Annotated in this window: 22 protein-coding genes; 10 read left to right on the top strand and 12 right to left on the bottom strand. The window is 60.2% G+C overall.

Features of this window, described 5'->3' with window-relative positions; translation table 11 throughout:
* From AC07VV_RS23935 to AC07VV_RS23925, 3 genes are read left to right on the top strand one after another with little or no spacing between them, the layout of a single operon-like run.
* Positions 1-1,314, top strand: a complete 1,314-nt coding sequence (locus AC07VV_RS23935) for a C4-dicarboxylate transporter DctA (RefSeq protein WP_085712209.1) — start codon at positions 1-3, stop codon at positions 1,312-1,314.
* Positions 1,315-1,363: 49 nt separating this feature from the next.
* A complete protein-coding gene (locus AC07VV_RS23930; protein ID WP_096820847.1) occupies positions 1,364-2,068 on the top strand; it encodes a FadR/GntR family transcriptional regulator in 705 nt (234 codons plus the stop codon).
* A 24-nt stretch (positions 2,069-2,092) separates the two neighbouring features.
* Entirely contained in the window at positions 2,093-2,788 is a 696-nt protein-coding gene (locus AC07VV_RS23925; RefSeq protein WP_495037654.1) for a GntR family transcriptional regulator, read from the top strand.
* 13 nt (positions 2,789-2,801) lie between these two features.
* Here the strand turns inward: AC07VV_RS23925 and yjiA are convergent, their stop codons facing one another.
* From yjiA to AC07VV_RS23910, 3 genes are all read right to left on the bottom strand, one after another.
* Positions 2,802-3,773, bottom strand: coding sequence for a GTPase (yjiA, locus tag AC07VV_RS23920; protein WP_495037653.1), 972 nt, complete (start codon positions 3,771-3,773; stop codon positions 2,802-2,804).
* A gap of 89 nt (positions 3,774-3,862) precedes the next feature.
* Positions 3,863-4,060 carry a YbdD/YjiX family protein gene (locus AC07VV_RS23915; RefSeq protein ID WP_003228401.1) on the bottom strand — a complete coding sequence of 66 codons (198 nt, stop codon included), beginning with the start codon at positions 4,058-4,060 and terminating at the stop codon, positions 3,863-3,865.
* A 15-nt stretch (positions 4,061-4,075) separates the two neighbouring features.
* Positions 4,076-6,142: a carbon starvation CstA family protein gene (locus AC07VV_RS23910; protein ID WP_096820844.1), complete on the bottom strand. Its 2,067-nt coding sequence runs from the start codon at positions 6,140-6,142 to the stop codon at positions 4,076-4,078.
* A gap of 159 nt (positions 6,143-6,301) precedes the next feature.
* On the opposite strand from AC07VV_RS23910, the gene AC07VV_RS23905 reads away from it, so the two are divergent.
* A complete protein-coding gene (locus AC07VV_RS23905) occupies positions 6,302-6,670 on the top strand; it encodes a PilZ domain-containing protein (RefSeq protein WP_085712214.1) in 369 nt (122 codons plus the stop codon).
* On the opposite strand, the gene radA is transcribed toward AC07VV_RS23905, so the two are convergent.
* From radA to katB, 3 genes are read right to left on the bottom strand one after another with little or no spacing between them, the layout of a single operon-like run.
* Entirely contained in the window at positions 6,671-8,038 is a 1,368-nt protein-coding gene (radA, locus tag AC07VV_RS23900; RefSeq protein ID WP_495037652.1) for a DNA repair protein RadA, read from the bottom strand.
* Between the two features lie 45 nt (positions 8,039-8,083).
* Positions 8,084-8,635 carry an ankyrin repeat domain-containing protein gene (locus AC07VV_RS23895; RefSeq protein WP_495037651.1) on the bottom strand — a complete coding sequence of 184 codons (552 nt, stop codon included), beginning with the start codon at positions 8,633-8,635 and terminating at the stop codon, positions 8,084-8,086.
* Between the two features lie 51 nt (positions 8,636-8,686).
* Positions 8,687-10,228: a catalase KatB gene (gene katB / locus AC07VV_RS23890; RefSeq protein ID WP_495037650.1), complete on the bottom strand. Its 1,542-nt coding sequence runs from the start codon at positions 10,226-10,228 to the stop codon at positions 8,687-8,689.
* A gap of 284 nt (positions 10,229-10,512) precedes the next feature.
* Between katB and mscL the strand changes: the two genes are divergently transcribed.
* Positions 10,513-10,926, top strand: coding sequence for a large-conductance mechanosensitive channel protein MscL (gene mscL / locus AC07VV_RS23885; protein ID WP_085712217.1), 414 nt, complete (start codon positions 10,513-10,515; stop codon positions 10,924-10,926).
* 33 nt (positions 10,927-10,959) lie between these two features.
* Here mscL and AC07VV_RS23880 read toward each other — a convergent pair whose 3' ends face one another.
* Positions 10,960-11,736 (bottom strand): ferredoxin--NADP reductase, encoded by a 777-nt coding sequence (locus AC07VV_RS23880; protein ID WP_495037649.1) that lies wholly within the window; start codon positions 11,734-11,736, stop codon positions 10,960-10,962.
* A 346-nt stretch (positions 11,737-12,082) separates the two neighbouring features.
* Between AC07VV_RS23880 and AC07VV_RS23875 the strand changes: the two genes are divergently transcribed.
* Entirely contained in the window at positions 12,083-12,796 is a 714-nt protein-coding gene (locus AC07VV_RS23875; RefSeq protein ID WP_495037648.1) for an autoinducer binding domain-containing protein, read from the top strand.
* A 165-nt stretch (positions 12,797-12,961) separates the two neighbouring features.
* Entirely contained in the window at positions 12,962-14,086 is a 1,125-nt protein-coding gene (locus tag AC07VV_RS23870; protein ID WP_495037647.1) for a methyltransferase, read from the top strand.
* Positions 14,087-14,155: 69 nt separating this feature from the next.
* Here the strand turns inward: AC07VV_RS23870 and AC07VV_RS23865 are convergent, their stop codons facing one another.
* Genes AC07VV_RS23865 through AC07VV_RS23855 form a run of 3 tightly spaced genes read right to left on the bottom strand, consistent with a single transcriptional unit; the run spans position 14,156 to position 16,828 of the window.
* Positions 14,156-14,323: a DUF2474 domain-containing protein gene (locus tag AC07VV_RS23865; protein WP_007950992.1), complete on the bottom strand. Its 168-nt coding sequence runs from the start codon at positions 14,321-14,323 to the stop codon at positions 14,156-14,158.
* Positions 14,324-14,380: 57 nt separating this feature from the next.
* Entirely contained in the window at positions 14,381-15,388 is a 1,008-nt protein-coding gene (gene cydB, locus AC07VV_RS23860; protein WP_495037646.1) for a cytochrome d ubiquinol oxidase subunit II, read from the bottom strand.
* Between the two features lie 3 nt (positions 15,389-15,391).
* Positions 15,392-16,828, bottom strand: coding sequence for a cytochrome ubiquinol oxidase subunit I (locus AC07VV_RS23855; protein ID WP_495037645.1), 1,437 nt, complete (start codon positions 16,826-16,828; stop codon positions 15,392-15,394).
* Positions 16,829-17,227: 399 nt separating this feature from the next.
* Here AC07VV_RS23855 and AC07VV_RS23850 point away from each other — a divergent pair, with 399 nt between their 5' ends.
* On the top strand, positions 17,228-18,466 hold the full coding sequence (locus AC07VV_RS23850) for an MFS transporter (RefSeq protein WP_495037644.1): 1,239 nt from the start codon (positions 17,228-17,230) through the stop codon (positions 18,464-18,466).
* Between the two features lie 5 nt (positions 18,467-18,471).
* On the opposite strand, the gene AC07VV_RS23845 is transcribed toward AC07VV_RS23850, so the two are convergent.
* Both AC07VV_RS23845 and AC07VV_RS23840 read right to left on the bottom strand, forming a co-directional pair.
* On the bottom strand, positions 18,472-19,023 hold the full coding sequence (locus tag AC07VV_RS23845; RefSeq protein WP_495037643.1) for a DJ-1 family glyoxalase III: 552 nt from the start codon (positions 19,021-19,023) through the stop codon (positions 18,472-18,474).
* A gap of 67 nt (positions 19,024-19,090) precedes the next feature.
* Positions 19,091-19,540 (bottom strand): DUF4879 domain-containing protein, encoded by a 450-nt coding sequence (locus tag AC07VV_RS23840; protein ID WP_495037642.1) that lies wholly within the window; start codon positions 19,538-19,540, stop codon positions 19,091-19,093.
* A 220-nt stretch (positions 19,541-19,760) separates the two neighbouring features.
* Between AC07VV_RS23840 and AC07VV_RS23835 the strand changes: the two genes are divergently transcribed.
* Together AC07VV_RS23835 and trmA are read left to right on the top strand one after the other, a co-directional pair.
* Positions 19,761-21,056 carry an NCS2 family permease gene (locus tag AC07VV_RS23835; RefSeq protein ID WP_096820834.1) on the top strand — a complete coding sequence of 432 codons (1,296 nt, stop codon included), beginning with the start codon at positions 19,761-19,763 and terminating at the stop codon, positions 21,054-21,056.
* Positions 21,053-22,132, top strand: coding sequence for a tRNA (uridine(54)-C5)-methyltransferase TrmA (trmA, locus tag AC07VV_RS23830; RefSeq protein ID WP_085703145.1), 1,080 nt, complete (start codon positions 21,053-21,055; stop codon positions 22,130-22,132). The genes AC07VV_RS23835 and trmA overlap by 4 nt, the downstream gene beginning before the upstream one ends.
* Positions 22,133-22,158 lie beyond the last annotated feature (26 nt).

The following is a 22,158-nucleotide window of genomic DNA, read 5'->3' as shown; positions in this document are numbered from 1 at the left end:
ATGCTCAGATGGTGCTCGCGTTCAATCTTCCTCCAAGTGGTTCTCGGACTGATGCTCGGCATCGTCTGCGGGCTGACCCTTCCTGAATACTCGGCCCAGCTCAAACCGCTCGGCGACGGTTTCATCAAACTGATCAAGATGCTCATCGGCCTGATCGTGTTCTGCGTGGTGGTCAGCGGCATCAGCGGCGCGGGCGACCTGAAGAAGGTCGGGCGCATCGGCCTCAAGTCGGTGATCTACTTCGAAGTGCTGACCACCATCGCGCTGGTGATCGGTCTGGTGTTTGCGTTCAGCACCGGGATCGGCAGCGGCGCCAACATCCATCTGGAGCAACTGTCCGCCGCCGACATGGGCGACATCGCCGAACGCGGTCAGCACATGCACACCACCACTCAGTTCCTGATGGACCTGATTCCGACTTCGGTACTCGGCGCCTTTGCCGACAACAACATCCTCCAGGTGCTGCTGTTCTCGGTGCTGTTCGGCAGCGCATTGAATCTGGTGGGCGAAGCCGCTTCCGGGATCTCGCGACTGATCAACGAATTGAGCCATGTGATCTTCCGCATCATGGGCATGATCGTACGTCTGGCACCGATCGGCGTGTTCGGCGCCATCGCCTTTACCACCAGCAAATATGGCCTCGATTCCCTGCAACACCTGGGCAGTCTGGTCGGCCTGTTTTATCTGACGTGCATCGCGTTCGTCAGCGTGATTCTCGGTCTGGTGATGCGTGCCTCCGGCCTGCGTATGTGGCCATTGCTCAAGTACCTGCGCGAAGAACTGCTGATCGTCATGGGCACCGCCTCCTCCGACGCCGTGCTGCCGCAGATCATGCGCAAGCTGGAACATCTGGGCATCGGCAGCTCGACCGTCGGGCTGGTGATTCCCACCGGTTACTCGTTCAACCTCGATGGTTTTTCGATCTACCTGACTCTGGCCATTGTGTTCATCGCCAACGCCACCGGCACACCGCTGGCCATGACCGATCTGCTGACGATTTTGCTGGTGTCGCTGATTACCTCCAAAGGTGCCCACGGCATTCCCGGTTCGGCGCTGGTGATTCTCGCGGCCACGCTGACGGCCATCCCGGCGATTCCGGTAGTCGGTCTGGTGCTGGTGCTGGCGGTGGACTGGTTCATGGGCATCGGCCGGGCGCTGACCAACCTGATCGGCAACTGCGTCGCCACCGTGGCCATCGCCCGCTGGGAAAAGGACATCGATGTGCAACGGGCGAACAAGGTGCTCAACGGCGAGCAGGGCTATAACTTTCAGCCGAGAAAAACGGCCGCTCAAGCGGCGGCCAAAGAATTCTGAATGACCGCCGTGCCTGCGCACATGCAGGCACGGCTCATGGAGCGAACACGTGATTACTACATCAACCGTCGTCAACTCAGTGGTAGAAAAACTCCGGGCCGCCCTCGCCCGTGGCCAGTGGCGCTCCGGCGAGATGCTGCCGGGCCAGCGCGAACTGGCCGAGCAACTGGGCATCAGCCGCCCGAGCCTGCGCGAAGCGGTGATCGTGCTGGAAACCCTCGGTCTGGTGCGCTCGATGCCGGGCAAAGGCGTGGTGGTGCTCGACGCCCAGGCCAGTGACAGCCAAAGCCACGACAGCGCTGTGGCCGGCGCCAGCCTCGAGGACGTGCTGCAACTGCGCTACACCCTCGAACCGTTCATCGTCGGTCTGGTGGCGCAGTCGATCAGCAGCAAGGAAGTCGGGCAGTTGCGCCTGACCCTGATGGACATGCGCGAAGCCCTCGAAGCAGGTGACAGCGAGGCCGGCGTCAGCGCTTACATCGCGTTTCACGAAGAGCTGTTCACCCTGACCTCGAACCCGATTTTCCAGAGCGTGGTGCAACAGACCAGCAACGCCCTCAAGCAGAGCGCCGAAGTGCTGCGCAATTCGCCGGAGCACCTGGCCGAACGCCTTGAGGAAAACGAGGCCGTGGTGCGCGCGATCCGCAGCAAGAACAGCGCTCAGGCCAGTGCCGAAATGCGCCGGCACATCCTGCGTGAAGGCCAGCGCATGGGTATCGAGCTGAATATTCCGGATGACAATCTGAGTAACTGAAACGCCTCACACTGGAGACCGGCCATGAACAGTCTTGCCACGCCGTCGCACCCTCGCCAGACCTCGGCGGCCCTGCCCTTCTCCCGCCTGCAGACGCCGGTGGACGAGCTGTATCCGCGACTGTTCGACGCGATCCTCGAACAACGCCTCGATGCCGCCAGCCGCTTCACCGAAGAGAGTCTCAAGCACATGTTCGGTGTCAGCCGCGCCGATGTGCGTCGGGTGCTGACCCAACTGTCCCACGAACAGATCATCGTGCTGCGGGCCAATCATCGACCGCGCGTTGCCGCGCCGGACGCCGAGCAGACGCGTCAGGCCCTGCACGCCCGACGCCTGGCCGAGAACACGCTGGTACGACTGGCTTGCCAGCACGCGCAGGCTGAAGACTTGAAACGCCTGCGCACCTTGATCGAACGCGAGCGCCAGGCTGTGGATAAAGACCGACGCGGCGCGGCGATTCGCCTGTCCGGGGAGTTTCATTTGCAGTTGGCGAAAATGGCCGGGAATGTACCGTTGGCGCACTTTCTCGGCACGCTGGTGCCGCTGACCTCACTGGCGATTGCGCGTTGCATTGAAAGCACGCACAGCTGTTGCGGGTGGCAGGACCACGCTCAGATCGTTGATGCGATCGAGCGTGATGACGCCAACATAGCCGTGTCACTGATGAATCGACATCTGGATCATCTGGAACAGACGATTCTCAGCGGCTCCACGCACTGAGACAGCGGCGGACTCAGTTCGCCGCCACCTTGGCAAACCCCGTCCGGATCTTCTCTTCCGGCAGATCATCGGCGATAAACACGATCACGCTCTCCCGCGCCTCGCCCTCGGCCCACTCGGTGTCCCAGTCGAAGCCGTAGAGTTTCAGCACGCCCTGAAACACCAGCCGACGATCTTCGCCCGCAATGTTCAGCACGCCCTTGTAGCGCAGCAATTGCTTGCCGTGTTCTTCCAGCAATTCGTTCATGAACTCGCTGAGCTGATCGATATCCAGCGGATGATCGGTACGCAGCACCAGACTGGAAATCCGGTCGATGGACGGCGCCTTGCTGACCGGGCGCAGACTCACCCCGCCGCCGAGATCGGCATTCAGGTTGAAACCGCGCACATCGAGCAATTCGGCCAGATCAATGTTGCCGTGTTCGACCACGCGAATCGGCGCACGGCGGTTGATGCGGGTCAGGCGTTCGCTGAGCGCGGTGAACGCGGCCTCGTCCACCAGATCGGTCTTGCTCACCAGCAAGCGGTCGGCAAAACCGATCTGTGCCTGGGCGATGGTCTGGGTCAGGTGCAGCTCGGCATGGGCCGCGTCGACGAGAGTGATGATGCCGTCGAGTAGATAGCGCTCACGCAGTTCTTCGTCGATGAAAAACGTCTGCGCCACCGGGGCCGGATCGGCCAGGCCGGTGCACTCGATCACCAGACGATCGAAAGCGATTTCGCCGCTGTCCAGGCGCTCGAGCAACAGGTACAGGGCTTTGGTCAGGTCGGTGTGAATGGTGCAGCAGACGCAGCCGTTGGCCAGGGTCATGACTTGCACCGGCTCGTCGCCCAGCAATTGGGTGTCGATGCCGGCGTCGCTGAATTCGTTTTCGATCACGGCGATTTTCAGGCCGTGCTCGGCTTTCAACAGATGGCGCAACAAGGTGGTCTTGCCGGCGCCGAGAAAACCGCTGAGCACCGTGACCGGGATGGGAGAAGACAAACTCGATCTCCTTCAATTGCACAAATAAAAATGGGAGCAGGCCGAAAGACCTGCTCCCACCTCACCTCTGATGAACCGCGATCAGCGGCTCAACAGCACTTCGGCCCACCCTTGCCACCGTAACGGGCTTCCTGACGTTCGCGAAAGAACATCTCGTAGCTCATCACCGGTTTGTCCGGGTGTTTGGTTTGCATATGCTCGACGTACGTGTCGTAGTCGGGCATGCCGACCATCAGGCGCGCGGCCTGACCGAGGTATTTACCGAGGCGACTCAGGTCATTGAACATGGTGCAATCCTCTGGTTACGCGTCCGGCAGGGCCTGGAACGGCGATTCTTTATCCGTACGCTCTTTTTTGCCCCAGGCGGCGATGCCGACCTTGAGCGCATAGAACAGGATGCTGAATACCACGAACAGGAACAGCGCGGTCAGCGTTGCGTTGGTATAAGCGTTGAAGATCACGTGCTGCATCTGCTCGACGCTCTTGGCCGGTGCGATCACTTGCCCTGCGGCCAGTGCATCGCTGTACTTCTTGGCCAGCGACAGGAAGCCGACGGCCGGGTTGGCGTCGAACAGCTTGATGAAGCCTGCGGTCGTGGTGCAGATCAGCAGCCAGGCGGCCGGCAGCAGGGTGACCCAGATGTAGCGCTGGCGCTTCATCTTGATCAGGACCACGGTGCCGAGCATCAGCGCGATACCGGCCAGCATCTGGTTGGAGATACCGAACAGCGGCCACAAGGTGTTGATGCCACCCAGCGGATCGATCACGCCCTGATACAGCAACCAGCCCCACATCGCCACACAACCGGCAGTGGCGATCAGGTTGGCGGTCCAGGATTCGGTACGCTTCAGCGCCGGCACGAAGGAGCCGAGCAGATCCTGCAGCATGAAGCGACCGGCACGGGTGCCGGCGTCCACAGCGGTCAGGATGAACAGCGCTTCGAACAGGATCGCGAAGTGGTACCAGAACGCCATGGTGTTTTCACCCGGCAGGACACTGTGCAGGATCTGCGCAATACCGACCGCCAGGGTCGGTGCACCACCGGCACGGGCCAGGATGGTGGTTTCGCCGATATCATGCGCCACCGCTTGCAGCGCTTCCGGGGTAATTGCAAAGCCCCAGTTGCTGACAGCGGTCGCAACAGCCACCACATCACCACCCACCACGGCGGCCGGGCTGTTCATGGCGAAGTACACGCCCGGCTCGATCACCGAAGCGGCAACCATGGCCATGATGGCCACGAACGATTCCATCAGCATGCCGCCGTAACCGATGTAGCGGGCGTTGGTTTCGTTATCCAGCAGTTTCGGCGTGGTGCCGGACGAGATCAGTGCGTGGAAACCCGATACCGCACCGCAAGCGATGGTGATGAACAGGAACGGGAACAGACCGCCCTTCCACACCGGGCCGGTGCCGTCGACGAACTGGGTCAGGGCCGGCATTTTCAGCTCGGGCATGGTGACCAGAATACCGATCGCCAGGGCGATGATGGTACCGATCTTGAGGAACGTGGACAGATAGTCACGTGGCGCGAGGATCAGCCAGACCGGCAACACAGCGGCAACGAAGCCGTAACCGATCAGCATCCAGGTGATTTGCACGCCAGTGAAGCTGAAGGCCTTGGCCCACACCGGGTCAGCGGCAATCTGCCCGCCCAGCCAGATCGAACCGAGCAGCAGCACGACACCGATCACCGAGATCTCGCCAATGCGGCCCGGACGGATGTAGCGCATGTAGATGCCCATGAACATCGCGATCGGGATGGTCGCCATCACAGTGAAGATGCCCCAAGGGCTCTCGGCCAGGGCTTTGACGACGATCAGCGCCAGCACCGCGAGGATGATGATCATGATCAGGAAGCAGCCGAACAGCGCGATGGTGCCGGGGATACGGCCCATTTCTTCACGCACCATGTCGCCCAGGGAGCGGCCGTTGCGACGGGTGGACATGAACAGGACCATGAAGTCCTGCACCGCGCCCGCCAGCACCACGCCGGCAATCAGCCACAGCGTGCCGGGCAGGTAGCCCATCTGCGCAGCCAATACCGGACCGACCAGAGGCCCCGCGCCAGCGATGGCCGCGAAGTGGTGTCCGAAGAGAATGTGTTTGTTGGTCGGAACGTAGTCCAGACCGTCATTGTTGAGCACGGCGGGGGTGGCCCGGCGTGGATCGAGTTGCATCACATTGTTAGCGATGAACAGACTGTAGTAACGGTACGCAACCAGATAAATGGCCACAGCGGCGACCACGATCCACAAGGCGTTGATCGCCTCGCCTCGGCGCAATGCCACTACGCCCAGGGCGCACGCTCCTACGATTGCCAGCACTAGCCAGGGTAAGTGGCGCAGCAGGCTATTATTATTTTTCATTTTATTATTCCAGCCAGGGTGGACAAGAAAGACAGCCACCCCGAGTTTAGCGCTACTGGCGGCAAAGGCCATACCCCGACATTGGTCGGACGCCCTGCCTGACTGGCAACACTCGACGTGGCGGGTCTATAGTCAGCGAACCGTCCAGAGGATTGCGCCATGAGCGAGCACCCGTCCGAGCGTCGCCGCTTCAAACGTATCGCGTTCGATGCCAGAACCGAATTGAGCCAGGGTGAATACATCTGGCCAGTGAAGCTGATCGACCTGTCGCTCAAAGGATTGTTGATCGAGCGGCCGGAGCCGTGGCTGGGGGATGAAACGCAGGACTTCAACGTCGACATTCACCTGAGCGACGACACCGACATCCAGATGGATGTGCAACTGGCACACGACGATCATGGGCAATTGGGTTTCCAGTGCCGGCACATCAGCCTGGAATCGATCCAGCGCCTGCGCCGCCTGATCGAGCTCAACCTCGGGGATGAGGCCGAGCTCGAACGGGAGCTTGGCGCGTTGATGGAGCTCTGATTACTCGAAGAGTGAATCCAGCGCCTGCTCCAGACGCGTCACCGCAATGATCTGCAAGCCCGGAGGCGCTTCCTTCGGCGCGTTGCCCCTGGGCACGATCGCGCGCTTGAAGCCGTGCTTGGCCGCTTCCTTCAAACGCTCCTGACCGCTCGGCACCGGGCGCACTTCACCAGACAAACCGACTTCACCGAACACCAGCAGATCATGAGGCAACGGCCGGTTGCGCAGGCTCGACATGACGGCGGCCATCAACGCCAGGTCAGACGCGGTTTCCAGCACCTTCACCCCGCCGACTACGTTGAGGAACACGTCCTGATCGTGGGTCGGAATGCCGCCATGACGGTGCAACACCGCCAACAGCATCGCCAGACGATTCTGATCCAGGCCAAGGGTGACACGACGCGGGTTCGCCAGATGACTGTCATCCACCAGCGCCTGGACTTCCACCAGCATCGGCCGGGTGCCTTCCCACGTTGCCATCACCACACTGCCCGGGACTTCTTCCTGAGCGCGTGTGAGAAAAATCGCCGAAGGGTTGGAGACTTCTTTCAGCCCCTTGTCGGTCATGCCGAACACACCCAACTCGTTGACGGCGCCGAAACGGTTTTTCACCGCCCGCAGCAGGCGCAACCGGCCATCGGACTCGCCTTCGAAATACAGCACGGTGTCGACCATGTGCTCCAGAACACGCGGGCCGGCCAATGCGCCTTCTTTGGTCACGTGGCCGACCAGAAAAATCGCCGTGCCGCTTTGCTTGGCGTAACGCACAAGCAACGCCGCACTTTCGCGCACCTGGGACACGCCGCCCGGTGCCGATTGCAGTTGTTCGGTGAAAATCGTCTGGATCGAGTCGATCACCATCACCTTGGGTTTTTCCTGGCGGGCGGTGGCGATGATGGTTTCGATGCAGGTTTCGGTCATGACCCGCAGTTGATCCTGCGGCAGCCCAAGGCGACGTGCGCGCATCGCCACTTGTTGCTGGGATTCCTCACCGGTGACGTACAGCGCCGGCATGGTCTTGGCGAGGTTGCACAGGGTCTGCAACAGAATCGTCGACTTGCCGATACCCGGATCACCGCCGATCAGCACCACCGAGCCGTCCACCAGACCGCCGCCGAGCACTCGGTCCAGCTCGCCGGAGGCTGTGGAAAAACGCGGAATCTCCTCAATGCTGACTTCGGCCAGGGTCTTGATCTGCGCCTGTTGCCCGGCCCAGCCGGTGCGCCCGCTCGGGGCGGCGGCACCACCGCTCTCGACCATGGTTTCGGTCAGGGTGTTCCACGCGCCGCATTCGCCGCACTGCCCGGCCCACTTGGGAAAGGTTGCGCCGCACTCGGTGCAGCCGTACATGCGCTTGGCCTTGGCCATCTGAACCCCCGGCAAAAACCGCGATGATAACGCAGCCGTCGCCGATCAGCGCGGCGCGGCGGTACGGATTTCCCCGCTGGCCAGACGCGCGGCGCTGTTGCCCAACGGATCTTGCGCGTTCAGATCGGCGCCCCGGGCCTTGAGGGCGTCGAGCAATGCCTCACGCTTGAACAGCCCTGCGTACATCGCAGCGGTCTGACCCGCCCCGTTGCGTTGGTCCGGGTTGCAGTCGGTAGCCATCAATCGGCGGGCGATCTGCAATTCCCCTTTGAATATGGCCCCCATCAGGGCCGTGTTTCCGCGCTGATCCTGAGCACAGGCATTCGCCCCGGCAGCCAGCAACTTGTCCACTGCGTCACCTTCGCCGTGGTAAGCCGCGAGCATCAGCGCGGTGTAACCCTTGGCATCCCGGGTATCCAGGGAATAGCCCGCCTCGATGAAGGTGTCGAGTACGGCGATATCGCCCTCACGGGCGGCATTGAAGTAGTAGTCCTGCAATTGCGCCTTGAGCGCATCAGGGTCCTGATTGGCCGGTGCTGCCATGGTCACGAACGACAGACAGCCCAGCAACAGCAACAGCAAAAGACAGACACGCATGAGTCGTCTCCTTGAAGGGAAACGGAGCCCTTTCGGGCCCCGCGATCGTTCTTAGTCGACCAGTTTGGCCGCCAGTGCCTTGACCCGATCCAGGTCACCCTTGGCCACCTTGGTCACGCCGGCGCCGTACTCCGGATCAGCCTTATAGAGGAAGGACAGGACGATGTGCTTGCTCTCGTCATCGGTGCTCGCCAGCGAACCGCCAAAGCTCTCGATCAGGTCCTGACGTTCCTTCTTGCTGAAGGATCGATACAGATCACCGGCTTGCTTGAAGTTCTGCTCGCGCTGGATTTTCGCCTGCTGAGTGCTGCCTTGCAGGGACGTCTGGCTGTACCGGGCGCCTTGCGGCTCCTCACGCGGGTGCAGGCGACTTGGCTGGTAGTTCACGCCTGTATTGCTGGCGCCGAAGTTCATCGCGCCATCCTGATTACCATTGTTCACCGCAACTTTTGGAGCGTTGATGGGTAGTTGCAGGGCATTGGCACCCAGGCGATACATTTGAGTATCGGCATAAGAGAACACTCGACCTTGTAACAAGCGATCTTCCGAAGGTTCGATACCGGGAACAATATTGGCCGGCGCCATGGCCACCTGTTCAGTTTCCTGGAAGACATTTGCCGGATTGCGGTTCAAAACCATTTGTCCAACTTTCCGCTCAGGAACATTGGGCCAGATCTTGGTTGCGTCCAATGGATCGAATTCAAACTTGGACAAATCTTGCGGATTCAGGACCTGAATGTACAAGTCCCACTTCGGAAAATTGCCCTTGTTGATATTAGTTACCAAATCATTGGTCATGTGACTGTAGTCACGACCCTGAACTTTTGCGACTTGTTCAGGATCAAGGTTCTTGATCCCCTGCAAACTTTTCCAGTGAAACTTCACGTAGTGCACTTCACCCTTGTCGTTGACCAACTTATAGGCGTGCACACCGTTGCCATCCATCTCCCGATAACTGGCGGGGGTCCCTGAGTTGGAATACAGCTCGGTCAATGTACGAGTGGCTTCCGGTACATGAGAGAAGAAGTCGAAACGGCGCGAGTCGTCGTCCAGGTTAGTGCGCGGATCAGGCTTGAAAGCATGCACCATGTCCGGGAACTTGATCGCGTCGCGGATGAAAAACGTCGGGAAGTTGTTACCGACCAGATCCCAGTTACCGTCAGCGGTGTAGAACTTGGTCGCGAAGCCCCGCGGGTCGCGCAACGTTTCCGGGGAATGATTGCCATGAACCACAGCGGAGAAACGCACGAACACCGGGGTGACCTGGCCGGCGGCGAATACCTTGGCCTTGCTCAGATCACTGAGATCGTTGGTGACGGTGAACGTGCCATGCGCCCCAGTGCCACGGGCATGCACGACGCGCTCGGGAATACGCTCGCGGTCGAAGCGCTGCAGTTTCTGGATCAGTTGCACGTCCTGCAACAGCACCGGACCGTTGGCGCCGGCGGTCTGCGAGTTCTGGTTATCACCTACCGCCGCACCGTTATCCCGGGTCAGGGGCGCGGCGTTCACGGAAAAGGTCAGCAGGCTGGCGGCCAATACGCCGACGGTACGGCGAAGGGGTAATACCCCTGAACCAAGTGTGGAATACATTTCAGGTTCCTCTGTTGTTTGAGGCGCATCCAGGTGCGCCAAACAGAGGCTAGAGAGTCACGACGGCGAACATAAATAGAAAATCCACACTCCGTCGATTGAGAAAAATAGCTTCTCGATCAGAGCCTTGCGGAGTAATTCGCGCGCGATTAGTGGCACTTTGCAAACTAATCGCGAATTGATGTGTCGATAAAAACGGGCATTGTAAGAAGGTGTTTCGCGCAGGACGCGTTTTGCTGATTTACACTGCGTACACCAAACTCATCTGTAACAAGGAAATAACTATGGGCGTGCTCAGCGAGTTCAAGGCCTTCGCGGTCAAAGGCAATGTGGTCGACATGGCCGTCGGTATCATCATCGGTGCGGCCTTCGGCAAAATCGTTTCGTCGTTTGTCGGGGACGTCATCATGCCGCCAATCGGCCTGCTGATCGGTGGGGTGGACTTCAGTGACCTGGCGATAACCCTGAAAGCCGCCGAGGGCAGCGCCCCTGCGGTCGTGATGGCCTACGGCAAGTTCATCCAGAGCATTCTGGACTTCATCATCGTCGCCTTCGCGATTTTCATGGGCGTCAAAGCCATCAACCGCCTGAAACGCGAAGAAGCCGTTGCTCCGACCCTGCCGCCGGTGCCAACCAAGGAAGAAGAACTGCTGGGTGAGATCCGCGATCTGCTCAAGGCCCAGAACAATCGGCCCTGAACCCCATGAACGGCGCCTGAAGGCGCCGTTTCTTCACCAGTAGTTTTCCACCGCCACCTGCCCTGGCCGCCGCGTCAGGCTGAGGCTCATGCCCCGCTGCTTGAGCAGGGCCCGGGTGTCGTCGATCATCTGCGGATTACCGCAGAGCATGACCCGCGAATGGGCCGGATCAAGTTCAACACCTGCCGTCTGCTCCAGCTCCCCGTTTTCGATGAGCGTGGTAATGCGCCCGTTGAGGGCCCCCAAACAGGGCTCACGCGTCACCACAGGAATGAACTGGAACTTGTGAGCGTACTCGGCCAGATAGTCACGCTGCGTCAACTCGGCAATCAGCTGTTGATAAGCCAGCTCCCGCGCCTCACGCACGCTGTAGACAAGGATGATTCGCTCGAATTTCTCCCACACTTCAAAGTCCTGCAGGATCGACAGAAACGGCGCCACCCCGGTACCTGTGGATAACAGCCAGAGATCCCGGCCATCGACAAAACGATCCAGCGTCAGATACCCGAAGGCCTGGCGATCCACCAGCAAGGTATCGCCTGCTTTCAGACGGCTCAGCTCACTGGTGAATTCGCCCCCGGGTACCACGATGGAAAAGAACTCAAGAAACTCATCGAACGGTGAAGACACCATAGAGTAGGCCCGCCACACCGTACTGCCATCGGCCTTGGTCACCCCGAGGCGAGCAAATTGCCCGGCACGAAAGCGAAAGCCTGCGTCACGGGTCGTACGCAATGTGAACAGGTTTGGCGTCAAAGGCTGTACGTCAAGCAGCGTCTGGCGGCTGAATTTTTCTGCGCTGGCGGTCATGCGGCGCTCCCTCGACAAAGAGCTTCAGTGTCACTCAATTAGAGGTTTTGAAACACCGACGGTTTGTAGTGGCATTTAGCGCCATCATCCTTAAAGAAAAACAGAAGCGTTAACAACTGTCAAACAGCCATCAACTCTTAACTTTGAATGATGCCTTAAATACAATTAAAGCCCACTCCAACACATGAACTTTAATTCCTCTTGAAATCCGATATTCCTATCCTGTGCAGCCACTAAGAACAAAAAAATCCAAACATCCATACAAGAAGCGTCCTACACTCGTTTCCGTGCCTGACTCTTGGATCCAAGATCGCACCCCAGCGAAACACTCTCGGAGAATCTTCAAATGGAACTTTGGAAGGAGCGGCAGATACAGCAGGTGACATTCGCAACAAGAATTGAAACCGCCTACCCGATTTTGCTGACATTTGCCAAAAACATAGGCTTCAAGTTTTGTGGGATTTCAGTCACATCGACTGAGCGAGAGATACTACCCAAAGCCTTGAATATCAATAACTACCCTGAAGCATGGAACAAACAATATGAAGAAGGATGCTACTGCAAAGATGATCCGGTAGTAGCACACTGCAATCAGTCAATGCTGCCAATCACATGGAACAAGGAGCTCTTCTCAAAAACTCCAGAGTTGTGGGAGGCGTTACAGGAACAGGGACTGCAATACGGATGGTCACAATCATTTCATCACGAAGAAAGCGGCCTGTGCAGCATTCTCAGTCTGGCCCGGCCTCACTGTCCGATCAGTGCAATCGAGTTATATGAGCACTTTGGCTACATGTTTTACGTCACCAGCCATCTGGCCGAGTTGTTCGCGCACGCGCTTCCCACACGACCGGCCAAGGCCCGACCACCTCGCCTGTCTGCTCGGGAGGTCGAGGTGCTGAAGCTATGTGCATCCGGTAAAACCGCCTATGAAACCGCCAGAATCCTGAGTCTCAGTGAACGCACCGTTAACTATCATGTGCAAAACGTGATTCTGAAATTGAATGTCTGCAACAAGATTTCCGCAGTCATCGCTGCCGCGAAGGCAGGGATCATCTAGTCGGCGCCCCAAAAAACAGGCAAGTAATACAGTCGAAAAAAAAGTAACATTTGCGACCTTCCTGAGTGATGCCGCGAAACTTCGCGCCGCTGTCCACTCGGACGGTTCCGCCGCACAACACCCTGGGCCGCGGGACACCCGTCGATTACCCAGAGTCCCCGCCCCATGCCTTTGCTCGATACGCCCTTCGCCCAGCTTGATCTGATCCGCCAGCCCGAACAGCAGAACGAACCGCTGCAAGCCTTCGATGCAGCCGACGAGTACCTGCTCAATCATCTGGCCGAACAGAATCTGCCGGCGGAGACCCGAGTGTTGGTGCTCAACGACAGTTTCGGCGCGCTGGCCATCAGCCTCTCGGGCAAGGTGCAGGTCAGCATCAGCGGTGATTCGTTCCTGGCGTTTCAGGGCCTGGAAAAGAACCTGCTGCGTAACGGTCAGGCATTCGATGCGCTGCGCGGTATCCCCGCCAGCGAGCCGTTGGTCGGGCCGTTCGACCGGGTGCTGATCCGTGTCCCGAAAACCCTGGCGCTGCTGGAAGAGCAACTGATTCGCCTGCAAGGCCAATTGGCACCCGGCGCTCAGGTGGTAGCAGCGGCGATGGTCAAGCATTTGCCCCGTGCTGCCAGTGATCTGCTGGAACGCTACATTGGTCCGGTTCAGGCTTCACTGGCCGTGAAGAAGGCGCGCTTGCTGATTGCCACGCCCGAGGCCAAGGCACCCGCCATTTCGCCCTATCCGACCCGCTATCGCCTCGACGAACCGGCCATCGAACTGCTCAACCACGCCAACGTGTTCTGCCGTGAAGGGCTGGACATCGGCACTCGCGCCTTCCTTCCGCACCTGCCGAAAAACCTCGGCTCTGCGCGGGTCGCGGATCTTGGCTGCGGCAACGGCGTACTGGCCATCGCCAGCGCCCTGCAAAACCCCGACGCGCATTACACGCTGGTGGACGAATCGTTCATGGCCGTGCAATCGGCGGCCGAAAACTGGCGCGCGGCACTGGGCGAACGTGAAGTGATCGTGCGCGCCGGCGACGGTCTGGCCGGCCAGGAAGCGCAGTCGCTGGACGTGGTGCTGTGCAACCCGCCGTTCCACCAGCAACAGGTGGTCGGCGACTTCCTCGCCTGGCGCATGTTCCAGCAGGCCCGCGAAGCGCTGGTGGTTGGCGGTGCGCTGTACATCGTCGGCAACCGTCATCTGGGTTATCACAGCAAACTGGCCCGGCTGTTCCGGGGTGTCGAGCAAGTCGCAGCGACGCCGAAGTTCGTCATCCTCAAGGCCCGTAAATAATCCGGGCAAAAAAAACCCTCCGGTCGGAGGGTCAAAAATCCGTGCCGCAAGGCGACGGGATGGGAAGTTTCAGTGTGTAGTCAGGCCTGCGGCGTTCATGAACATGCGCATCAGGCTGGCGACGATGAACAATGCACCGACGCTGCCGACCCAGATCATGGCCAACCAGCCGAGCCGCTGCCACAGCGGCTTTTTTTCGGCTTCTTCAATGTCGTGCAGGGAATGTTTGCCGGTCATGCCTTCATCCTCCGGTTGAGGGAGATGGCGCCGCTGTCGGCGCCATCGTGATCACCACTAGTGATAACCGTCTTCGTGGGTGACCTTGCCGCGGAACACGTAGTAGCTCCAGAAGGTGTAACCCAGGATGAACGGGATGATGAACAGCGTGCCGACCAGCATGAAGCCCTGGCTTTGCGGCGGTGCGGCGGCGTCCCAGATCGAGATCGACGGCGGCACGATGTTCGGCCACAGGCTGATGCCCAGACCGCTGTAGCCGAGGAAGATCAGCACCAGGGTCAGCAGGAACGGCATGTAGTTGGCATTGCGCGCCACCGCGCGGATCAGTGCATACAGCGTCACCAACACCAGAATCGGCACCGGCAGGAACCAGAACAGGTTCGGCAAGGTGAACCAGCGCTCGGCGATTTCCGGATGGGCCAGCGGCGTCCACAGACTGACGATGCCGATCACCGCCAGCAGCACGAAGGCCAGAGGGCGCGCCAGATCATGCATCTGCTCCTGAAGCTTGCCTTCGGTCTTCATGATCAGCCAGGTGCAACCGAGCAAGGCATAAGCCACCACCAGTGCAGCGCCGCAGAACAGCGTGAATGGCGTCAGCCAGTCCAGTGAACCGCCGGCATATTGCCGGTTGACCACGGGCAAGCCGTCGATGAACGCGCCAAGCGCCACGCCCTGGAAGAACGTCGCCGCCACCGAACCACCGATGAACGCCTTGTCCCACAGGTGACGCTTGTCGTCCTTGGCCTTGAAGCGGAACTCGAACGCCACGCCGCGAAAGATCAGCCCGATCAGCATGAAGATCAGCGGCAGGTACAGCGCCGACAGCACCACCGAATAGGCCAGCGGGAACGCGCCGAACAACGCCGCGCCCCCCAGTACCAGCCACGTTTCGTTGCCGTCCCATACCGGGGCGACAGTGTTCATCATCACGTCACGGTCGGTCTTGCCGGGGATGAACGGGAAGAGAATCCCGATCCCCAGGTCGAAACCATCCATGACCACGTACATCATGATGCCGAAGATGATGATCACGGCCCAGATCAGCGGAAGATCAATACCCATGATTCAAATCTCCTTGGTCAGGCTGCGGTCGTGTTCGACGCCATCGTCGTCGGCAGCGGACAGCGGACGGGCCGGTGTGCGTTTCTGGCCAGGACCACCGTCGTTGGTTTCCTTGCCTTCGTCGGTCTTCGGCCCTTTGCGCACCAGGCGCATCATGTAGCCCAGACCCGCACCGAACAGCGCGAAATACACCACCACGAACATGATCAGCGTGATGCTCATCTGCATGAAGCTGTGGTTGGAAGACGCATCCGCCGTGCGCATGAGCCCGTAGACCACCCACGGCTGGCGACCGATTTCAGTGGTGAACCAGCCCGCAAGGATCGCGATCAGACCAGATGGCCCCATCCACAACGCCAGGTACAGGAACGGCCGCGAGGTGTAGAGCGTGTCGCGTTTGCGCAGCCACAGGCTCCAGAGACCGGTGAAAATCATCAGGAAACCGAGGCCGACCATGATCCGGAACGACCAGAACACGATGGTCGAATTCGGCCGGTCTTCAGGCGGAAACTCCTTGAGCGCCGGAACTTGCTTGTCCAGCGAGTGCGTCAGGATCAGGCTGCCGAGATACGGGATCTCCACGGCGTACTTGGTTTTCTCTTCCTTCATGTCCGGCCAGCCGAACAGGATCAGCGGCGTCGCTTCGTCACCATGGTTTTCCCAGTGACCTTCGATCGCGGCAATTTTCGCCGGCTGATGCTTGAGAGTGTTGAGACCGTGGAAATCACCGATGACCGCCTGGATCGGTGCAACGATCAGCGCCATCCACATCGCCATCGACAGCATGGTGCGAATCGCCGGGTTGTCCTTGCCGCGCAACAGGTGCCACGCCGCCGACGAGCCGACGAAAAATGCAGTCGCCACGAACGCCGCCGTCGCCATGTGCATCAGGCGGTATGGGAACGACGGGTTGAAAATGATCGCAAACCAGTCAGTCGGAATCACCTGACCGTTGACGATCTCGAAGCCCTGCGGCGTCTGCATCCAGCTGTTGGAAGCCAGAATCCAGAACGTCGAAATCAACGTGCCGATGGCCACCATGACCGTGGCGAAGAAGTGCAGCTTGCGTCCGACCTTGTTCCAGCCGAACAGCATGACGCCCAGGAAACCGGCTTCGAGGAAGAAGGCCGTGAGCACTTCATACGTGAGCAAAGGCCCGGTGACGGAACCGGCGAAGTCCGAGAAGCGGCTCCAGTTGGTGCCGAACTGATAGGCCATGACCAGGCCCGAGACCACCCCCATGCCGAAGTTGACGGCAAAGATCTTCGACCAGAAATGGTAGAGATCACGGTAGGTGTCGTTGCCGGTTTTCAGCCACAGGCCTTCCAGCACCGCGAGATAACTCGCAAGACCGATGGTGATCGCCGGGAACAGGATATGGAACGAGATGGTGAACGCGAACTGAATTCGGGCGAGATCTAGTGCCTCTAAACCGAACATAAGCTTTCCTCTATCAGATAACGGTTCCAGGCTGGCGGCCTTGAACCACTGCCCCCACGGGTATGGAGTGCGGCGAACTCGGATTCGTTCTTCTTTTTACAGGCATCGCGACGCAGGGAGTCTGCCGACGGGTCCCGGATCAGTTCCGCGAAGGGTCTTGATCTGGATCAATCAACGTTGAAAGAGTAGTCCCATTTCCGACGGGGAACCGCGTGGTCTTTTGCCGCGTGACAAGTTGCCTCACAGTCCTGGCAACGCCCTGAAATACATCCTTGCCCGGGTTCGGTGTCCGGGTGCCGAAAAATCGATGTCTGGCTAACTAAATTTTTTGTCATAGCAACTTCCTGTTACAGACTGGTGATAATCTCGCGGTTCCCCTCGATCAAGACCGGCCCGCAGATGCCCAGCCAAGAGCCCTTGCTGTTACGTCACCACCGCCCCTTTCTTGCGTTCTGGTTTGCCCGGATCTTCACCGCCAGCGGTTTCCAGATGCTCACCGTGGCGATCGGCTGGAACCTCTATCAACTGACCGGCAACGTGCTCGATCTTGGCTTGGTCGGTTTGGTGGAATTCGCCCCTCGCGTGTTGTTCATGCTGCACACCGGCCACGTTGCCGATCGCTACGACCGGCGCAAGGTCGCGGCGATCTGCCAGTCGTTGCAGGCCTTGATCGCCCTGGCACTGGCGATCGGCAGCGCTACCGACCATGTCACCCGGGAAATGATCTTTATCCTCGCGTTCCTGCTCGGTGCCGCACGCTCCTTCGAGATGCCGACCACTCAGGCCCTGTTGCCGAGCATCGTGCCCAGCGCGCTGTTCCCGCGGGCCGTCGCTGCCGCGCAGTCGGCGCAGCAATCGGCCACCATCGTCGCCCCGGCGATGGGCGGTCTGCTCTACGCCTTCGGCAGCGTCTGGGTGTATGGCCCGACCGTCGTTCTGTACGTCATTGCCTGCACGTTGATGCTCAACCTGCCTGCACGGCAGACCCCGCTCAACAAGGGCAAGGCGACTCTGGATTCACTGTTGGCGGGGATTCGTTTCATTCGCAGCCGCCCGGACATCCTCGGGGCGATCTCGCTGGACCTGTTTGCCGTGTTGCTGGGTGGTGCCACAGCGTTGCTGCCGGTGTTCGCCAAGGACATCCTGCTGACCGGGCCGTGGGGGCTGGGGTTGCTGCGTTCGGCGCCGGCTGTAGGGGCGTTGATGATGTCGCTGTTCCTGGCGCGGTTTGCCGTCGAGCGCAACGTAGGCCGGGTGATGTTCACCGCTGTGGGCATATTTGGCGTGGCCACTATCGCCTTCGGTCTCTCGACGTCTTTCTGGTTCTCGCTGGCGGTGCTGGTGGTGCTGGGCGCGGCGGACATGATCAGCATGGTGATCCGCGCCTCGTTCGTGCAACTGGAAACACCCGACGAAATGCGCGGCCGGGTCAGCGCGGTAAACGGCCTGTTCATCGGCGCCTCGAACCAGTTGGGTGAATTCGAATCCGGCCTCACCGCCCACTGGTTCGGCACCGTACCGGCAGTGGTAATGGGCGGGATCGGTACGCTGGTGGTGACCGGGACGTGGATCAAACTGTTCCCGACCCTGGCCAATCGCGACCGGATGCATGTGCCGGTGGAAGAGGTGAAGGCCTGATGCTCTCAGGCCAGCAAATCCCCCGCTACCTTCGCTCTGGCGGCTTTGCCCGCCAGTTGCTCGACCAGTGTCAGGGCGAACTCCAGTGCCGCGCCGGAACCCTGGGCGGTGATGCAATTGCCGTCGACCACCACCGGTTGATCGACAAACGTGCAACCGGAGAGGTTGGGGCTGGTGGCGGGCAAACAGGTCATGCGTCTTTGGCGCAAAACGCCAAAGCTTTGCAGGGCGACCGACGGGGCTTCGGCGATGGCGGCGAACAGGCGTCCGGCGCTGGCCTGGTCCTTGAGCAGTTGTTGCAAGGGCTGATGCGCGGCCAGGTGTTGTGCTCCGATCGCTCCGCCGGGCAGGACGATCAGGTCGAAGGTCTGGGCCAGCACATCAATGAGCATGCCGTCGGCGGTCAGTCGCGTGCCTCGGGCGCAGGTCAGCATGCGCCGGCCTTCGATGCTGGCCGCCACCACTTCAATGCCGGCTCGGCGCAGCACGTCGATCAGGGTCACGCATTGCAGATCATCGATGCCCTCGGCGAGGGTAATCAGGGCTCTAAAGGTCATGGGCGCAATCCGCTGAGTGGTTCATTAAGCTTAGTCAGCTTTGTCCCGAACCGTTCAGCCTGCGCCGTTACTTGATGTAAAGCTGAGTCGACATCGTGTTGCGCGGGGAGTTGATCGATGTGTTGCTGAACGTGAAAGTGCCCTCCTGCCGACCTGCCAGATCGAAGGTATAGAGAGAACCAACGGTTTTACTGCCGGGCGTGCACTCGGTCAGATTGCCGTTATCAAAGGCACACACCGGGCTTCGCGTGCCGTTCACTTCAAAACCATCCAGTGCAGCCTGGGGCTGGCTCTGGCCATAGCCGATTTCCAGCACATAGACCTTGATGCCCGGCGCGCTGTGATCGCAACGGGTCTGCACCTGACCGTCGGTAATGTCTTCGAGCCCACAGGACGCCGACTGAACCTTGATGACTTTCACCTCGCTCAGCGGCGCCGCCGAGGCCGCGAGCGCTGCGGGTGTTCCGGCCAGCAACAGTACGATCAATCCGCAGGCCTTCATCCAATGCTTGTTCATTTGATCCATTCCCGAAAAATCAGCGCGCAGTATGGCCGGTTTGGCCGCGACACAAAACTTCGCCGACGATCGAAACCAACATCCGCCATATTCCTCACGCTGCTGGTATGATGCGCGGCTTTTTCCGGCCCACCACAATTTTCCAGGCGCTTGCGACGGTCTGTGCTTTGCTGTTGAGGTCGATACATTCACGGCGCCACGCGCGCCACGGGGAGCAGACATGCTGGAAAGGCTGTTTCAACTCAAGGCACACAACACCAACGTGCGGACCGAGATTCTGGCGGGCGTCACGACCTTCCTGGCCATGGCCTACATTCTGTTCGTCAACCCGAGCATCCTCGGCGAGACCGGCATGGACAAAGGCGCGGTGTTCGTCGCCACGTGTCTGGCAGCCGCCATCGGCTCCACGGTCATGGGCCTGATCGCCAACTACCCGATCGCCCTTGCGCCGGGCATGGGTCTGAACGCCTTCTTTACTTACACCGTCGTGTTGCACATGGGCCACACCTGGCAAGTGGCGCTGGGTGCGGTGTTCATTTCGGCCGTGTGCTTCTTCCTGCTGTCGATCTTCCGCATCCGTGAATGGATCATCAACAGCATCCCGCTGCCGCTGCGTTCGGCGATTGCCGCCGGTATCGGCCTGTTCCTGGCGCTGATCGCCCTGCACAACGCCGGTATCGTGGTCAGCAACCAGGCGACCATGGTCGGCCTCGGTGACCTGAAGCAACCGGCACCGATCCTCGCCACCCTCGGTTTCGCCCTGATCGTCGCCCTTGAAGCCCTGAAAGTGCGCGGCGCGGTGCTGATCGGCATTCTCGCAGTGACCATCGTCTCGATCGTGATGGGCTTCACCCCGTTCGGCGGCGTGACTTCGATGCCACCTTCGCTGGCCCCGACCTTCCTGCAACTGGATATCAAGGGCGCACTGGACATCGGTCTGGTCAGCGTGATCTTCGCCTTCCTGTTCGTCGACCTGTTCGACAACTCCGGCACCCTGATCGGTGTCGCCAAGCGCGCCGGCCTGATGGGCAAGGATGGCCACATGCCGAAAATGGGCCGTGCACTGATCGCCGACAGTACGGCGGCAATGGCCGGTTCGCTGCTGGGCACCTCGACCACCACCAGCTACATCGAATCCGCTGCGGGCGTGAGTGCCGGGGGCCGCACCGGCCTGACCGCCATCGTCGTCGCGATCCTGTTCCTGCTGGCGCTGTTCTTCTCGCCACTGGCCGCCAGCGTACCGGCGTTCGCCACCGCGCCAGCGCTGCTGTTCGTCGCCGTGCTGATGACTTCGGGCCTGGCGGAAATAGACTGGGACGACATCACCGTCGCCGCACCGGTCGTGGTCACCGCCCTGGCGATGCCATTCACCTATTCCATCGCCAACGGCATCGCCTTCGGCTTCATCGCCTGGACTGCGATCAAACTGCTGTCCGGCCGCGCCCGTGAGCTGAACCCGGCGCTGGTGATCCTGTCGATTCTGTTCGTGATCAAGTTGGGTTGGTTCAACGCATGACTTTTGATTCCCAGGCCTACGCCGCACAACTCGAAGACAAGGTCACGCGCCTGCGTGACCTGCTGGCCCCGTTCGATGCACCGGAGCCAGCGGTGTTCGACTCGCCGCTGCAGAACTTCCGCCTGCGCGCCGAATTCCGCCTGTGGCGCGAGGGCGGTGAGCGGCATTACGCGATGTTTTCCCAGGACGACAAGCGCACGCCGATCCTGATCGAGGAATTCCCGATCGCCAGCCTGCGCATCAACCAGTTGATGCCGCAATTGAAAGCGGCATGGCAGGCCAGCGCGGCGCTGAGCCACAAGCTGTTTCAGGTGGAGTTTCTGACCACCCTGGCCGGCGACGCGATGATCACCCTGTGCTATCACCGTCCGCTGGACGAGCACTGGCATGCGGCGGCCACCAAACTGTCGGCGGACCTGGGCGTCAGCATCATCGGTCGCTCCAAGGGCAAACGCGAAGTGCTCGGCCTCGATTACGTGGTCGAGAAACTCGACGTCGGCGGCCGCACGTTCAGCTATCGCCAGCCGGAAGGCGCGTTCACCCAGCCCAACGGCACCGTGAACCAGAAGATGCTCAACTGGGCATACGAAGCACTGGGCGATCGCAGCGACGATCTGCTGGAGCTCTACTGCGGCAACGGCAACTTCACCCTGCCGCTGGCGACTCGCGTGCGCAAAGTGCTGGCCACGGAAATCAGCAAGACGTCGGTTAACGCGGCGTTGAGCAACCTGGCTGAAAACGCTGTGGATAACGTCACCCTGGTGCGCCTGTCCGCCGAAGAGCTGACCGAAGCCCTGAACGAAGTTCGCCCGTTCCGTCGCCTGCACGGCATCGACCTGAAGAGCTACGAGTTCGGCAGCGTGTTCGTCGACCCGCCACGGGCCGGCATGGACCCGGACACCTGCGAGCTGACCCGGCGCTTCGACAACATCCTGTACATCTCCTGCAACCCGGAGACGCTGGCGGCCAACATCGCCCAACTGCACGACACGCACCGCATCACCCGCTGCGCGCTGTTCGACCAGTTCCCGTGGACCCACCACATGGAATCCGGCGTGCTGTTGACCCGGCGTTGATCGCAGGTGCCAGAAACAAGAAAGCC

Source organism: Pseudomonas sp. GW821-FHT02C04, assembly GCF_059421845.1.
Note: the sequence above shows the minus strand (reverse complement) of the source record. Positions and strands in the feature narration are given on the sequence as shown.